This is a genomic window from Stenotrophomonas sp. DR822, from assembly GCF_019793815.1.
In the GTDB taxonomy this organism is placed as follows: Bacteria; Pseudomonadota; Gammaproteobacteria; order Xanthomonadales; family Xanthomonadaceae; genus Stenotrophomonas; species Stenotrophomonas indicatrix.
In genome coordinates, this window is sequence record NZ_CP081826.1 from 4,311,347 (window position 1) to 4,325,590 (window position 14,244).

General features: G+C 65.7%; 18 protein-coding genes. 9 read left to right on the top strand and 9 right to left on the bottom strand.

Translation table 11 applies throughout. The features are described 5' to 3' along the window. Positions 1-275 precede the first annotated feature (275 nt). The 3 genes from zupT to K5K93_RS19530 form a co-directional block, all read right to left on the bottom strand. Positions 276-1,085 (bottom strand): zinc transporter ZupT, encoded by an 810-nt coding sequence (gene zupT, locus K5K93_RS19520; protein ID WP_025876721.1) that lies wholly within the window; start codon positions 1,083-1,085, stop codon positions 276-278. Positions 1,086-1,182: 97 nt separating this feature from the next. Then, the gene (locus tag K5K93_RS19525; protein ID WP_222388812.1) at positions 1,183-1,599 is read right to left on the bottom strand and encodes an energy transducer TonB; all 417 of its coding nucleotides are present in this window, start codon (positions 1,597-1,599) and stop codon (positions 1,183-1,185) included. Further along, positions 1,596-1,946, bottom strand: coding sequence for a 4a-hydroxytetrahydrobiopterin dehydratase (locus K5K93_RS19530; RefSeq protein ID WP_025876725.1), 351 nt, complete (start codon positions 1,944-1,946; stop codon positions 1,596-1,598). Before K5K93_RS19530 ends, K5K93_RS19525 begins: the two co-directional genes overlap by 4 nt. 90 nt (positions 1,947-2,036) lie before the next feature. On the opposite strand from K5K93_RS19530, the gene K5K93_RS19535 reads away from it, so the two are divergent. Together K5K93_RS19535 and K5K93_RS19540 are read left to right on the top strand one after the other, a co-directional pair. Continuing rightward, positions 2,037-2,636 carry an NfuA family Fe-S biogenesis protein gene (locus K5K93_RS19535; protein WP_049466593.1) on the top strand — a complete coding sequence of 200 codons (600 nt, stop codon included), beginning with the start codon at positions 2,037-2,039 and terminating at the stop codon, positions 2,634-2,636. A gap of 10 nt (positions 2,637-2,646) precedes the next feature. Beyond that, entirely contained in the window at positions 2,647-4,401 is a 1,755-nt protein-coding gene (locus K5K93_RS19540; protein ID WP_222388816.1) for a hypothetical protein, read from the top strand. Between the two features lie 122 nt (positions 4,402-4,523). Here the strand turns inward: K5K93_RS19540 and K5K93_RS19545 are convergent, their stop codons facing one another. Together K5K93_RS19545 and K5K93_RS19550 are read right to left on the bottom strand one after the other, a co-directional pair. Beyond that, entirely contained in the window at positions 4,524-4,937 is a 414-nt protein-coding gene (locus K5K93_RS19545) for a barstar family protein (RefSeq protein ID WP_025876732.1), read from the bottom strand. Further along, positions 4,934-5,389: a ribonuclease domain-containing protein gene (locus K5K93_RS19550; protein ID WP_222388819.1), complete on the bottom strand. Its 456-nt coding sequence runs from the start codon at positions 5,387-5,389 to the stop codon at positions 4,934-4,936. Before K5K93_RS19550 ends, K5K93_RS19545 begins: the two co-directional genes overlap by 4 nt. A 220-nt stretch (positions 5,390-5,609) precedes the next feature. Here K5K93_RS19550 and K5K93_RS19555 point away from each other — a divergent pair, with 220 nt between their 5' ends. Beyond that, entirely contained in the window at positions 5,610-6,221 is a 612-nt protein-coding gene (locus K5K93_RS19555; protein WP_005410310.1) for a superoxide dismutase, read from the top strand. 113 nt (positions 6,222-6,334) lie between these two features. Here the strand turns inward: K5K93_RS19555 and K5K93_RS19560 are convergent, their stop codons facing one another. Beyond that, positions 6,335-7,171 carry an endonuclease/exonuclease/phosphatase family protein gene (locus K5K93_RS19560; RefSeq protein WP_025876740.1) on the bottom strand — a complete coding sequence of 279 codons (837 nt, stop codon included), beginning with the start codon at positions 7,169-7,171 and terminating at the stop codon, positions 6,335-6,337. Positions 7,172-7,334: 163 nt separating this feature from the next. Between K5K93_RS19560 and K5K93_RS19565 the strand changes: the two genes are divergently transcribed. Both K5K93_RS19565 and K5K93_RS19570 read left to right on the top strand, forming a co-directional pair. Next, a complete protein-coding gene (locus tag K5K93_RS19565) occupies positions 7,335-8,900 on the top strand; it encodes an oligopeptide:H+ symporter (RefSeq protein ID WP_093819013.1) in 1,566 nt (521 codons plus the stop codon). Between the two features lie 7 nt (positions 8,901-8,907). After that, complete coding sequence (locus tag K5K93_RS19570) at positions 8,908-9,534, top strand: rhomboid family intramembrane serine protease (RefSeq protein ID WP_025876742.1); 627 nt, start codon at positions 8,908-8,910, stop codon at positions 9,532-9,534. A 58-nt stretch (positions 9,535-9,592) separates the two neighbouring features. Here the strand turns inward: K5K93_RS19570 and K5K93_RS19575 are convergent, their stop codons facing one another. After that, positions 9,593-9,754 carry a hypothetical protein gene (locus K5K93_RS19575; protein ID WP_167552091.1) on the bottom strand — a complete coding sequence of 54 codons (162 nt, stop codon included), beginning with the start codon at positions 9,752-9,754 and terminating at the stop codon, positions 9,593-9,595. 208 nt (positions 9,755-9,962) lie between these two features. Here K5K93_RS19575 and K5K93_RS19580 point away from each other — a divergent pair, with 208 nt between their 5' ends. From K5K93_RS19580 to cfa, 3 genes are read left to right on the top strand one after another with little or no spacing between them, the layout of a single operon-like run. Continuing rightward, positions 9,963-10,265: a GNAT family N-acetyltransferase gene (locus tag K5K93_RS19580; protein WP_025876743.1), complete on the top strand. Its 303-nt coding sequence runs from the start codon at positions 9,963-9,965 to the stop codon at positions 10,263-10,265. Between the two features lie 36 nt (positions 10,266-10,301). Beyond that, the gene (locus K5K93_RS19585; RefSeq protein WP_093819210.1) at positions 10,302-11,183 is read left to right on the top strand and encodes a DUF3298 and DUF4163 domain-containing protein; all 882 of its coding nucleotides are present in this window, start codon (positions 10,302-10,304) and stop codon (positions 11,181-11,183) included. A gap of 19 nt (positions 11,184-11,202) precedes the next feature. Then, positions 11,203-12,318 (top strand): cyclopropane fatty acyl phospholipid synthase, encoded by a 1,116-nt coding sequence (gene cfa / locus K5K93_RS19590; RefSeq protein ID WP_222388820.1) that lies wholly within the window; start codon positions 11,203-11,205, stop codon positions 12,316-12,318. Between the two features lie 67 nt (positions 12,319-12,385). On the opposite strand, the gene K5K93_RS19595 is transcribed toward cfa, so the two are convergent. Both K5K93_RS19595 and K5K93_RS19600 read right to left on the bottom strand, forming a co-directional pair. Next, the gene (locus K5K93_RS19595; RefSeq protein WP_222388823.1) at positions 12,386-12,853 is read right to left on the bottom strand and encodes a hypothetical protein; all 468 of its coding nucleotides are present in this window, start codon (positions 12,851-12,853) and stop codon (positions 12,386-12,388) included. Between the two features lie 375 nt (positions 12,854-13,228). Further along, positions 13,229-13,366, bottom strand: coding sequence for a hypothetical protein (locus K5K93_RS19600; RefSeq protein WP_222388825.1), 138 nt, complete (start codon positions 13,364-13,366; stop codon positions 13,229-13,231). A gap of 63 nt (positions 13,367-13,429) precedes the next feature. Between K5K93_RS19600 and K5K93_RS19605 the strand changes: the two genes are divergently transcribed. Further along, complete coding sequence (locus K5K93_RS19605; protein ID WP_222388827.1) at positions 13,430-14,188, top strand: hypothetical protein; 759 nt, start codon at positions 13,430-13,432, stop codon at positions 14,186-14,188. The last annotated feature ends 56 nt before the right edge of the window (positions 14,189-14,244 follow it).

Sequence of the window (14,244 nt, forward strand, 5' to 3'; positions counted from 1 at the left end):
CTGGCTGCGCGCAGCCTTTGTAGAGTCGAGCAACGCTCGACTCACGCGCGCAGCGCGGGCCTCGCTTTTAATCCTTTCATCGCGCGGCTGGTACGCACGGAAAAATGAGGGGCACGGGCGGGGTCAGTTCGCGGGGGTGTCCGCGGCATGGATGCCGCGGCCAAGCCTCCAGAGACGGATTAACGGCGTCCCCCGCGAACTGACCCCGCCCGGGACCATTCAGAAAGGTTCGGGTGCCAGCCGCGAGGGGGCTCAGCCCGTTGGCCGGAAATCCCTCACCACTTGAACAGCACCAGGCTGATCGCCAGCGTACCCATGCCGGCCACCAGGCCATAGACGGTTTCGTGGCCCTTGGCGTAGCGCTTGGCCGCCGGCAGCAGCTCGTCCAGCGCCAGGAACACCATCACACCGGCAATCAGGCCGAACACCCAGCCAAACGTGGCGTGGGACAGGGAGCCGGACAGCAGTACATAGCCGATCGCCGCGCCGACCGGCTCGGCCAGGCCTGACAGCAGGCTGGCGGCGAACGCATAGAACTTGTTCTGCGTGGCGAAGTACACCGGCACCGCAATGGCGATGCCTTCGGGAATGTTGTGGATGGCGATGGCGAAGGCCAGCGGCATGCCCACTGACGGGCTCTCCAGCGTCGCGAAGAACGTCGCCAGCCCTTCCGGGAAGTTATGCGCGGTGATCGCCACCGACGTCAGCAGGGCAACCCGCTTCAGGTATTCGCGGCTGTTCTCGCGGAATGCCGGGTCCTGCTTGTCCAGGCTGTCATGCGGGTTGGGAATGAAGTGGTCGATCAGCACGATCACCACCACGCCCAGCAGGAACGCGAGCGTGCCGTAGGTGAAGCCGGTGCGCTCACCATAGGCCAGCGCGAACGAGGCGATGGATTTGTTGAGGATCTCCGACAGCGAGACGTACACCATCGCGCCGCCGGCAAAGGCCAGGCCGAAGGCCAGCAGGCGCGGATTGGGGCGACGCGAGAACAGCACCAGCAGGCTGCCGATGGCGGTGGCAAGGCCCGCAGCGAGGGTGACCGCCAGGGCGATCCAGATGTTTTCGGGGGGGATCTGCAGCATGTACCGACGCGTTCCTTGTCATCAGGCAATCGCCCCGGCATGGGCCGGGGCGGCAACGGGGAGGCGGGCGTCGGCTGGCCTCGTCACCGGCAGGCGATCAGCCGCCGCGGCGCAGGCTCTCTTCGATGGCGAAGCACTGGTCCGGCTTGGGCTGCGGCGGGTTGAAGCTGACCGGCACCTGGATCGTGGCCGGTACGGCCTGGCCGTTGCGGGTAGCGGCCTTGAACTCCCAGCCCTGCACGGCGGTCTTGGCCAGCTCGTCCAGCTGCGCATTGCCCGCGCCGGTCAGCAGGGTGACCTCGCTGGGCTTGCCGTCAGCGCCGATCACCACCTTGAAGGTGCTGGTGCCGCCCATGCCGGTGCAGGCCAGTTCCAGCGGGTATTGCGGCGGCGGGGTTTTCACTGCAGCCACTTCGGTGGGTGCCGCAACCGGCGGTGCCGGCGGCTCGGAGGTGCCGCAGCCGGCCAGGCCGGTCACGGCAAGCAGGGACAGGCTCAGCAATCTCACGTTCATTTCAGTTGCTCCGTCAGGGCCGAAGTCTTTGCTGCGCAGATGAAGTCGTTCTCGCTCAGGCCGCCCACGTCGTGGGTGGAGTAGCGGACGACGGCACGGTCGTAGTGGACGCCGAGGTCCGGGTGATGATCCTCGCCGTGGGCGATCCAGGCCAGCGCGTTCACAAAGGCCATGGTGGCGTAGTAATCCTTGAAGCGGAACGTGCGCACCAGCGCCTGGCCGGCCTCGGCCAGCTCCCAGCCGGGAACCTGCGGCAGCAGTTCGGCCAGCCGGGCCTCGCCCAGTTTGTGGTCGCTGCCCTTGCGTGGCACGCAACGGGCCTGTGCCAGCGGAATCAGGTCGGCCATGGGTTCCTCCACCTCGTGTTGACTGAACAATGCGCCGGCCGGTGTATAAATCGAATGAGCGGCTGACGCTTACTTGGCTAGAATAGCCTGATGATCCAGATCTCCGACACTGCCCAGACCCATTTCCGCAAGCTGATCGAACGCGAGGGCGTGCCCGGCATGGGCGTGCGCTTGAGTGCGGTCGATCCTGGCACCCCGCGTGCCGATGCCCGGCTGGAGTTCGCCGAGCCGACCGATCTGCTCGGCGACGAGTGGGCGGTGGACTGTGATGGCTTCACGCTCTATGTGGACGCCACCAGCGTTGGCTGGCTCGATGGAGCAGAAATCGACATCGTGCCCGGTACCGCCGGCACCCAGCAGCTGACGATCAAGGCACCGCGGATCAAGGGCGAAGCGCCCGGCGATGCCGCCTCGCTGGTCGAGCGCGTGCATTGGGTGGTGGAAAACGAAGTCAATCCGCAGCTCGCTTCGCACGGTGGCAAGGTCGCAGTGCAGGAAGTCTCGGCCGACGGCGTGGTGCTGCTGCGCTTCGGCGGTGGCTGCCAGGGCTGCGGCATGGCCGACGTCACCCTCAAGCAGGGCATCGAGAAGACCTTGATGGGCCGTGTGCCCGGAGTGACCGCCGTGCGTGACGCTACCGATCACGACAGCGGGCACGCTCCGTATATCCCGCGCGGCAACGCCGCCTGATCGCCAACGCGTGCCTCTGCCCAGAGCCGAGCAACTCATCGACCTGCTGCTGGCGCGCCAGCAGCGCCCGCCCATCCTCGAGAAGAGCACCGGCCTGCCGTACGGCTGGGCGATCTGGCTGCGGACGCTGACGCCGCTGCCGCGTCCGTTCCACGCGCGCGAGGTGATTGCAGTGCTGCTGCCGCGGCCGCTGCCCGGGCCTCCGGGGCGCTTGCCGGGGCTGGGGCCATGGGCGTCACTGCGTCGCCTGTTCTGGCAGGACTGGGATCCGGCGCCGCGTGACCAGCGCTGGATGCGCTGGACCTCGGCGCTGCTCAGTGCGCTGCTGCATCTGTTGTTCTTCCTGTTGCTGCTCTGGGTGGCGGTGATCCGCACGTCTTCGCCGGACGAGCAGGGCCGCGAGGGTGAGCGCGTGCAGATTGAATTCGTCGGCCGTGCTGCACAGGAAGGCGGCGGCGACCAGCCCGGTGCCGAGGCGGCTGCCGCCGCGGAGGCCGGTGCCGCAGCCGCAGGCCAGGATGCCGGAGCGGCGACAGCGCCCCGGCCGCAACCGTCTGCACCTGCGCCGTCTTCCGCTGCCGCTGCCACGGCACCGACCGCCAGCGTGCCGCCGCCGCCCGAGGTGGAGCCGGCGCCGGTGGCCGCACCGCCGCCCTCACCGGTACAGGCCACCGAAGTTGCAGAGGCGACCGCCGAATTCGTGGTGCCGCCGGTCGCACTGCCGCGCACCGAGGTCAGCATCGTGCCTCGCGACACCATTCCGACGGTGCGCGAGCGCAGCGTGCAGCCGGTACAGGCTGCGCCGATAGCAACGCCGCTACGCACGCCCGACGTGGCTGTGCAGGCGCCGCGCGTGCGCGATGTGCAGGTGCAGGAACGTGAAATCAGCACGGTCGAAGCGCCGGTAGCGTCGCAGCCCATGCGTACCACCGACATCCAGGTGCGCGTGCCGCAGCGTGAGGTACAGGTACGCGAGCGCGAAGTGCAGGCCGTGACCGATCCGCAGGTGCGCATGGCCACCGTCGCAGGGCGCGAGCCCACGGTGCGTGCGCCTGCCGGGCGCGAGGTGCAGGTGCGCGAACGGGAGGTTGCTGCCGCGCTGCAACCTGCCGCGTCGACCGCCGCCGGTAGCGCGACCACGCCGACACCGGCACCGTCCGGCAGTTCGGCCCAGAACAGCGCCAACGTGGCGCGCCCTGCGACGACCAGCACCGCCGCCGCACAGGCGGGCGCCCGTCCGGCACCAACCCCAGGCAACTGGGCAACGCCCGCCCGCGGTGACGATTGGGGCGCCTCCAGCCGCAATCGCGACGGTGCCAACCAGGGCGCCGCGCAAACCAGTGCAGGCAAGGGCGATGGCCTGTTCAACGCTGACGGCAGCGTACGCGTGGCCGGCCAGGACGGGGCCGGCAAGGCCGAGCGTGGCGCACCCGGTGGGGCCAACGACGGCTGGAGCAAGGAGCGCATCGCCGCGTCCGGCAAATGGTTGAAGCGGCCGCCGTACGACTACACGCCTACCTCGTTCGACAAGTATTGGGTGCCGCAGGAATCGCTGCTCGCCGAATGGGTGCGCAAGGGTGTCAAGGCAATGGAGATTCCGTTGCCGGGTACCAGCACGAAGATTTCCTGCGTGATCTCGATCCTGCAGGCCGGTGGCGGCTGTGGACTCACCGATCCGAACATGCAGGACCAGCCGGCAGTGGCGCGTCCGCCGCCGGATATCCCGTTCAAGAAGGAGCTGCAGGAAGATAACGGCAGCCGGTAGGGTGCCGCATCCACGCATGGCGTGGATCTACTGTGCATCCAGCTGCGCCGGGTAGATCCACGCCATGCGTGGATGATCCATGCGCTTCACGTGCATGCCGACCAAGGTCGGCCTCTACCAGGTCATTCGCTCTGCGACAGAAACACCCAGAACGGGACGTCGCGGCCTACCCAGTCACGGCTCGCTTCATCCAGGATGTCCAGCAGCGTGTCGAACTCCTTGCCTGCACCGGCGCGCAGGGCATCGACGTCGGCCAGGAACAGCGCATAACCATGGGCAGGCAGCCATTGCAGGTCGCGCAGGTTGTCAGACAGAGCGTCCCAGTTGCCGCCGAAGCCGGCAGGGAAATCAAGCTGGGCGGCCAGTCGCGCCAGCAGGGTGCGCTTGTCGCCCACGCCATCCAGGTCGATCCGGATCACCTTCAGGTCGGCATCGCGCATCGCTGCCGACAGTGCGCTGATATCGGAGCTGTCGATCGCGTAGACGCCGGCATTGTTGATGTCATGCAGGCCGAGGCCGAAATCATCGTGGCTCATGGGCGTTCTCCGGAGGTCGGTACGGTGAAGCTGCGGAACGATTCGTAGTGATCATCGGTGTAGTACCAGGCATCGGGCGGGTTGCCACCGGTGACGATGCGCCTCGCGCCGCGGTTGCCTGCACCGGGCGTGTCGACGGTGTACTCGCGGTAGTAGCCACGCGGGCGCTGTGGCAGCTGCTGTTCGCGGTTGCCGAAGGTGCTGCCATCCTGCCGATGCGGGAACGGGCCGCCGCGCTGGATCAGCGCGATGGTCTGGTGGGCCTCGGCCGGAAGGAAGGCGGGCAGGCCGCTGTCGCTGCTGCTGTTGCGCAGCGCCGGTGCGTTGGCCGCCGGAGTGCCCTGCAGGTCGGGGGCGAACTGCGGCGGCGGCGGCCGCTGCAGGAAATGATTGACGACCAGGCCGAGCAGCAGCAGGACGATGGCAGTGATCAACAGCCGGGGGTTGCGCATGGGCAGGAGCAGGCGAGGGTGGTGCGCCCACTGTAGCGCCTGCGCGCTGCACCCTGCATGAGGGCGCGCGCCGCGTCACCGCTGCGTAACAATTGCCGGCATGCTCACCTGCAGGACGCAATTTCCTTTACATCCCCCTTGGTAATCTGGCGGTCTGTCCCCATCATTCACCGCGCAACGCCCGACACCGTCGGGTGCCCTCGCAATCAGGAGATGCATCATGGCCTACACCCTGCCCAAGCTGTCCTACGCCTACGACGCGCTGGAACCGCATATCGATGCGGCGACGATGGAAATCCATCACACCAAGCATCACCAGACCTACATCAACAACGTCAACGCGGCGCTGGAAGGCACCGAGTACGCTGACCTGCCGGTCGAAGAACTGGTGAAGAAGCTGAAGTCGCTGCCGGAGAACCTGCAGGGTCCGGTGCGCAACAACGGTGGCGGCCATGCCAACCACTCGCTGTTCTGGACCGTGATGGCTCCGAATGCTGGCGGCAACCCGGTGGGCGACGTGGCCAAGGCCATCGACAAGGACCTGGGCGGCTTCGACAAGTTCAAGGACGCCTTCACCAAGGCTGCGCTGACCCGTTTCGGCAGCGGCTGGGCATGGCTGAGCGTGACCCCGGACAAGAAGGTCGTGGTCGAGAGCACCGGCAACCAGGACAGCCCGCTGATGGAAGGCAACACCCCCATCCTCGGTCTGGACGTGTGGGAACACGCGTACTACCTGAAGTACCAGAACCGTCGTCCGGAATACATCGGCGCGTTCTTCAACGTCATCGACTGGAACGAAGTCGAGCGCCGCTACCAGGAAGCGATCGCCTGAGAACGGTAGCGCCGGGCCATGCCCGGCGGCTTCAACAGAAGGCCGGGGGAGACCCCGGCCTTTTTTGTTTGCGCATCGGTAGTGCCGGCCGCTGGCCGGCAACCTCATGGTTCTCATTCGGTGGTGGCAGCCACGTCCTGCAGCCGCAGCGTCGCCATCACGCCCAGGCGCAGGCCGGGCAGGTCGCCATCGGCGGGCAGCATGATCGCCTGCTGGCGGATGCCGCCGAAATGCTTGACCTGGAACAGCACATCCAGCCCATGGCCACTGGCGCCGCCGCCGCTGGCCGCCGGTGCGCCAGGATTGCGCCGGGCCGGCTGGAAGCCGGGCGTGCTGCGCACCAACTCGACGGTGCTTGCGGAAAAATCCCCGGCGATCAGGCTCGGCATGCCCTCGGCCGTGGCGCCGATCCAGGTCATCAGGTCGCTGGTCTGATGCTGCCGGGCCGTGGCCTCATCCGGCTCCGGCCGCAGGCGCGCGACGTAGACGTTGACGTCGTTGTCGCCCAGCCGCAGGCGCATCATGCCGGCGGCACTGAAGGTGCCCGGCGGATGCAGCAGGGTGACGCCGTCCTCGCTGACCGGCAGCCGGCTGAGCATCGCGTTGCCATGCCGGACCGGCTGGCTCGGCGGGTCTGCGGTGACGAAATCGCAGCTGTAGCGCAGCCGGCTGGCCAACCAGCAGGCCGGGTTGCGCCCTTGCTGCTGCAGGACCTGCTGCACCGAGATCACATCCGGCTGCAGATCGGTCAGCAGCTGCAGCACCTGTTCGCGGCGCTGCTTCCATTGCCCTTCATCACGGCTGGGCAGTTCCAGCGCGGCGACGGTCAATTGCCGCACCTCCGTGGCAAGGCCGGCGGCCGGCGGCGCCTGCGGTCGTGCCAATGCAGGCACGGCCAGCATGAGGGCAAGGCAGCTGGACAGGATGCGGGCAAAGGGGAGGGGGCGCATAACGATAAGTTTACGCTTTTGCCGTGCAGGTTCCGTGACTTCCGGCAGGGCCCGCACATGCCTGCCATGCTTTGGCGCGCCTGTCATGCAGCCCTGCAGCGTGCTTCGCACGTACAGGTTCCGGTACTCTTGCGCCTTTCGTTTTGCAGGAATGCCTTACAGGATGAGCCACGACGCAGTCGCCCCCATCGCCGGCCAGGGAAAGATGCCGCGCCAGATCCCGTACATCATCGGCAATGAGGCCTGCGAGCGGTTCAGTTTCTACGGGATGCGCAACATCCTGGTGCAGTTCCTGATCACCTCCCTGCTGCTGCAGGAAATCACGGCCGAAGGCCGTGCCGGTGAAGCCAAGGACATCATGCACAGCTTCATGATCGGCGTGTATTTCTTCCCGCTGCTCGGTGGCTGGCTGGCCGACAGGTTCTTCGGCAAGTACCACACCATCCTGTGGTTCAGCCTGGTCTACTGCATGGGCCATCTGTGCCTTGCGCTGTTCGAGGGCAGCCGTGGCGGCTTCTTCCTCGGCCTGGGCCTGATCGCGCTGGGCGCCGGTGGCATCAAGCCGCTGGTGGCCTCGTTCATGGGCGACCAGTTCGACCAGAGCAACAAGCACCTGGCCAAGATCGTCTTCGACGCCTTCTACTGGATCATCAACTTCGGCTCGTTGTTCGCCTCGCTGCTGATCCCGCTGGTGCTGAAGAACTGGGGCCCGCAGTGGGCGTTCGGCATTCCGGGCATCCTGATGTTCATCGCCACCTTCGTGTTCTGGCTGGGCCGCAAGCGCTACGTGCTGGTGCCGTTGCCGCCGAAGGACCCGCATTCGTTCGCCAATGTGGTGCGCACCGCGCTGACCACGCGCGTGGCTGGCCAGGGCCGTCCGGGCCTGGTGATCGCCGTGCTCGGCCTGGTGCTGGCGGTGGCTTCGTTCGGCCTGGTCGGCTCGCTCGGCATCGTGATCTGCCTGTGCCTGGCGCTGGTCTCGATCCTGGCAGGCATTGGTGGTGGCACCTGGCTGCAGCTGGACCGCGCGCGCGGCCAGCATCCGGCCGAAGCCGTGGAAGGCGTGCGCTCGGTGCTGCGCGTGCTGGTGATCTTCGCCCTGACCACGCCGTTCTTCTCGCTGTTCGACCAGAAGGCCTCGACCTGGGTGCTGCAGGGCCAGCAGATGCAGATGCCGAGCTGGTTCACCGCCTCGCAGATGCAGGCGCTGAATCCGCTGCTGGTGATGATCCTGATTCCGTTCAACAACCTGGTGCTGTACCCGGCCCTACGCCGCTTCGGCTTCGAGCCCACCGCGCTGCGCCGGATGACCGCCGGCATCGCTTTCAGCGGCCTGGCCTGGATCGTGGTGGGTGGCATCCAGGTGGTGATGGATGGCGGCAATGCGATGTCGATCTTCTGGCAGATGCTGCCGTACGCGCTGCTGACCTTCGGTGAGGTGCTGGTCTCGGCCACCGGCCTGGAGTTCGCCTACAGCCAGGCCCCGCAGGCGATGAAGGGCGTGGTGATGAGCTTCTGGAACCTGACCACCACCATCGGCAACCTGTGGGTGCTGCTGTCCAATGCCGCCGTACGCAACGATGCGGTGACCCACAAGATCGCCAGCACGGGCCTGAGCGAAGCGGCATTCCTGATGTTCTTCTTCGCCGGTTTCGCCTTCGTCGCGGCGTTGGCCTTCGGTTGGTATGCGAAACGCTATCGTATGGTCGACAACTACCGCACCGCCTGAGCCTGACATGACCCCCGTCAATCTGCTGTTGATCGCCATCACCGCCATCCTGTCGTGGATGGCGTTCAACAACCGCAAGCTGGCCGACCGCCTGATCCTGTGGCCGCCGGCGGTGGATCGCCACCGCCAGTACGACCGCCTGATCACCTACGGCTTCATCCATGCCGACTGGTCGCACCTGATCTTCAACATGATCACCCTGTTCTTCTTTGGGGGGTTCATCGAGAGCGTGATGGTGCAGCTGACCGGCAGCTACCTGGTCTATCCGGCGTTCTACGTCGGTGCGTTGCTGGTCTCGATCCTGCCCAGCTACCTGAAGAACCAGAAGAACCCGAACTACCTCAGCCTCGGTGCGTCCGGGGCGGTGTCGGCGGTGCTGTTCGCCTTCATCCTGATCAAGCCGTGGTCGATCATCCTGGTGTTCTTCATCCCGGCGCCGGCGATCGTCTATGCCGCGTTCTACGTCGGCTACAGCATCTGGATGGACAAGCGCGGTGGCGATCGCATCAACCACAGCGCGCACCTGGCCGGTGCGGCGTTCGGCGTGATCTTCATGCTGGCCATGCAGCCGAGCATCTTCAGTCACTTCCTGCGCGAACTGTCCAACCCGACCTTCCGCCTCGGCGGCGGCTGAGGGTGGCCGGGGTCGGATCCACTGGATCCGACCCCCGGGGTTGCGGCCCCGCTCCGGGTCAGGCCCGGGTCTGCTGACCGTAGGTATCGAGCAGGCGGGAGAAGACTTCCTCGCCGATGCTCTGGAACGCCTGGTCTTCGGTCTGTCCCTCCACGGCCAGTTGCAACAGGCCCTCCAGCAGGGCGTGATCGGTATCGGTTTGGGAATCGCTGGGGTGCATCACGGGCCTCCACGGCAGATCGCTTGGTCAACTGTCGCAAAGGGCATGCCAGGCTGGCGCACCCCTGCAGAGGGGTTAGCGGCCGGCTGGCCTGAAGCTTGAGGGCAACAACTGACGCAACGGGCGCAGACTTGTCCCTGTTCAGGCTTCACGCGATCATGGCGCCCGCGTGCGCACCATCCACGCAGTCGCCGCAGGAGACAGTCCCATGGCTTCGGTCACGCCCCCCGGTCTGGCTTACGAGGTCGAACACGATCAGGTCAACCACCGTTTCACCGCCCGCGTGCGCGGACAGGTGGCACTGTTGGAGTACCAGATCAAGCGCAGGCGGATGGTCATCACCCATACCGAAGTGCCCGAGCCGATCGCCGGCCGCGGCATTGCCGGTGAGCTGACCCGGGTCGCACTGCGGTTCGCCCGTGAGCAGAAGTACAAGGTGGTGCCGGCATGTGCCTATGCCGAGGCTTTCCTGCAGCGGCACGAGGAATACCACGATCTGCTTGTGGGCTGAATCCAGCGGGCCACCCTTCAGCCAGGGCAGGCGATGATGCATGAACATGAACAGGGGATCCCGATGAAGATTGGAAACAACCGGCCACTGCACGCCAGCGTGCTGGCCGGCGCTATGGGCGTGCTGTTGCTGGCCGGTTGCCAGCGCGAGAACGAGGCCGCGCCGGCCACCGAGGCCGCGCCGGCGGCCGAAGCCACCGGCACCGCCGCGGCACCTGTAGCGGAAGCGCCGTTGGATCTGCGCGATGTGATCGAGAACAACGAACGTGAAGTGGTCGGCATCAGCTATCCGCCGGGCATTGATCGTTATCCGGGCCTGGCACGCGCGCTGCAGGCCTATGCCACCTCCGCCCGCAGCGATCTGCAGCAGGCGCTGGACGGGCTGGGCAACGACAAGCCGACCATGCCCTATGAGCTGTCGCTGAGCTTCGAGAAGCTGCTGGAGACGCCGCAGCTGGTGGTCGTCAGTGCCGACGGCAGCCGCTACACCGGCGGCGCCCATGGCGAACCGCTGGTTGCCCGTTTCGTCTGGCTGCCGGCGCAGCAGCAGATGCTGAGCGCCGACAAGCTGGTGGCCGATGCCAAGGGCTGGAAAGCGATCAGCGATTTCGTCGCCGACCAGCTGCGTGAGCGTGTGGCCACCCGCCTCAGCGGCGAGGACATGGACCCGTCGCAGCTGCAGGAATCGCTGCGCAATGCCTCGCGGATGATCGCCGACGGCACCGGTCCGCAGGCCGACAACTTCAGCCAGTTCCAGCCGCTGACCGACGACAAGGGACAGATCACCGCGCTGCGCTTCGTGTTCCCGCCCTACCAGGTGGGTCCATACTCGGACGGCACCCAGACCGCCGATGTGCCGGCCTCGGTGTTGTTGCCACACGTGGCCAAGGACTACGTGGAGCTGTTCGCGCGCGGTTAGCCGCAGACGAGGAGGTGACGTGGATACAGGGTTGCAGGAGCGGGTTGCCGGCCTGCTCCACGAGGCCGGGGTCCAGATCGATGGAACCCGGCCGCAGGATATCCAGGTGCATGACCCGCGTTTTTTCGCACGGGTCATGGCGCACGGCTCACTCGGCCTGGGTGAGAGCTACATGGACGGCTGGTGGGATGCCAACGTCCTTGATGAGTTCCTGTTCCACCTGATGCAGGCGCATCTGGACGAACGGGTGCACGGCTGGCGCGAGGTGGCCGATGCCCTGAAGGCGCGCCTGTTCAACCTGCAGTCCGGGGCGGGCAGCTACGAAGTCGGCCGCCGCCACTATGACCTTGGCAATGACCTGTACCAGGCGATGCTCGGCCAGCGCCTGGTCTACAGCTGTGGTTACTGGCGCAATGCCGACGATCTGGATGGCGCGCAGGAGGCCAAGCTGGACCTGGTGTGCCGCAAGCTGGGGCTGCGGCCTGGGCAACGCGTGCTGGACATCGGCTGCGGTTGGGGCGAGGCGCTGAAGTTCGCCACCGAGCGATACGGTGTCAGTGGCGTGGGCATCACCATCTCGCAGGAGCAGGCCGACTTCGCCCGCGAGCTGTGCGCTGGCCTGCCGATCGAGATCCGGCTGCAGGACTATCGCGAACTTGACGAGCCTTTCGATGCGATCTTCTCGATCGGCATGTTCGAACACGTGGGCGACAAGAACTATCGCAGCTTTTTCGACGTGGCCCGGCGCTGCCTTTCGCCGCGGGGACTGCTGCTGTTGCATACCATCGGCAGCAACATGTCGCGCCATCGCACCGATCCGTGGATCGCCCGCTACATCTTCCCCAATTCGATGCTGCCATCGGCGGTGCAGATCAGCCGGGCGTTCGAAGGGCGCTTCGTGCTGGAGGACTGGCACAACTTCGGTACCGACTACGACCTGACGCTGCAGGCCTGGCGGCGTAACGTGGAAGCGGCGTGGCCGCGGCTGGACGCACGTTATGACGAGCATTTCCGGCGCATGTGGCGCTTCTATCTGGCCGGATCGATGGCCAGCTTCCGCTGCCGGCATGCGCAGCTGTGGCAGCTGGTGCTGTCGCCGGAGGGCGTGCCCGGGGGATATGTGGCGCCGCGGTGATCGCCGGCGGAGGCGCGCAGCCGCAGCAGCCCGGTGTCTTTCCGGGCTGCTGCGCCTCATCCTGAGGTTAGTTGGCGACGGTGTAGGCGTATCCCAGCGAGGTGTTGGCCGTGTCGGTTCGGGCTCTGACCTTGAAGTGCATCGGCGGCAGATCACGCCCGCTCATACGGCACTCCTCACCGTCACCGACCTTGCAGGTGAAGTGCGTTTCGTTGGGTTCAAAGCCCATGCCGATGTACATGTCCAGGTCCGGATTGGCGCGCAGCTTGGTCGTCGTGTACCGATTCGCCTTGGGCTTGATGACGCCGGAAATGCTCTCGCCTTCCATCAGCGTCACATTGATGTCGGCGGTGCGGGATCCCCCCGGGGCGGTCTGCAGGTTCCATGACAGGCAGACCACGTCTGCCGGATCGTTGCAGGCAACCTCCTGGGTATCGTAGGCGCGTCCTGCGGCCATGGTCGGGGATGCCGAAAGGGTGGCGATGCCAGCCAGCATGCTTGCACACAGCAGGGGAGCATTGAAGCGGATTTTCATGTTTTTTCACAACGGGAAGTCTGGACGATTGACTGGCGTTCGCACCTCCTGTGCTCGCCTCCCTCCGTGGTCGGTCGGAGCCGAGTGGGCCACAAGCGGCACCGCGCGTTCTGGGGTCATCGTCAAATTTCGTCGTGGAATGATCTTCTGCTGACAGCTCCATTCGATTTGCGACAAGTGGTGTCGCGAACTGCTGTATCTGGCTGAATGAGGGATATATGACGCGGCCATCTTCTTGCACCTACGTCAGGGCAAGCGGCGAATGCGACAGCGGGTAAAAGGCCAGCATCGGCAATGCGCCAGGTCTGCCCCGGCGAAAGAAAAGCCGCCCGGTCTCCCGGGCGGTTTTCGTTTCATGCTATGCGGTGCCGCCGATCAGTTGCCGGCGCCGGTCAGGCCACGCTTTTCCAGCAATGGTTCGATCTGCGGCTCGTGGCCGATGAAATCGCGGACAGGCTGGAAACGGCGTTCATTGACGTCAACTACAAGTGCTGCGCGTTCTGCTTCCCGCATGAGTGTCGTCGACGCTAAGCTGCCGGCTCGGTGGCACTACCGCATTCCTGAAGGCGTTGCAGCATGGGTTGGGACATCACCTACCATCCAATCGCGGATTCGGAGATCCGTGACATCTATTTCCGTGCGCTGGAGGACGCGACTCTGGTCAATGCGTTGCAGCAGCAGTTCCGGATCGAGCCGTTCTACATGGAGCAGCTGCAGGAACGCATCGAGGAGGCTCGCTCGATCAGCGCAGGAGTGCCTTTCGAGAAGGGGCACGCTTTGTACCTGGCGATCGTGGCCGGTCACCTGCGCCGGTATCACTATCTGCGCGGGAGCGCCCTTTCGTTTTTCATCGACGATCCGGTGGTTGCCCGCTATTTCGCGGACTGGCGGCAACTGGTGCCGTTGCAATGGGCAGACGCTGCCGCCCGCAACCATCTGCGTGAAAACTATGGTGGTGGCGTGTTCATCACGCATGCCCGTCTGAAGCAATTGCGCGCGGATTATGCAGTGGACGGCGCGCTGGCTGCGCGTCTGGAGGAGCTGTTCTCCGATGGTCGCCTGGTTGTTTTCTGGCGTGTTGTCGATGACGCGATCGCCAGCGGATGCGGATTGCTGGAGGCCAGTGAGGTGGTCGAGCCGAACCCGATGGATCTCAATGCATCGACCAGCTTAAGCAATCTGATGAACTGCGCGCCGGAAGGTGCGTTGCTGTATGCGGAGGCCGCCTCGGTCCAGCTGGCGGAGTTCATGGCGGGAGCTTCGGATCCGGTGGCGGTCGATACTGCTCCCTCAGCTCCACAGAAACGATGGTGGGAGCGGCTGTTTCGGCGGTGACCAGAGAGCATCCACGCATGGCGTGGATCTACTGCGACCACGCAATCGTGCAGTGG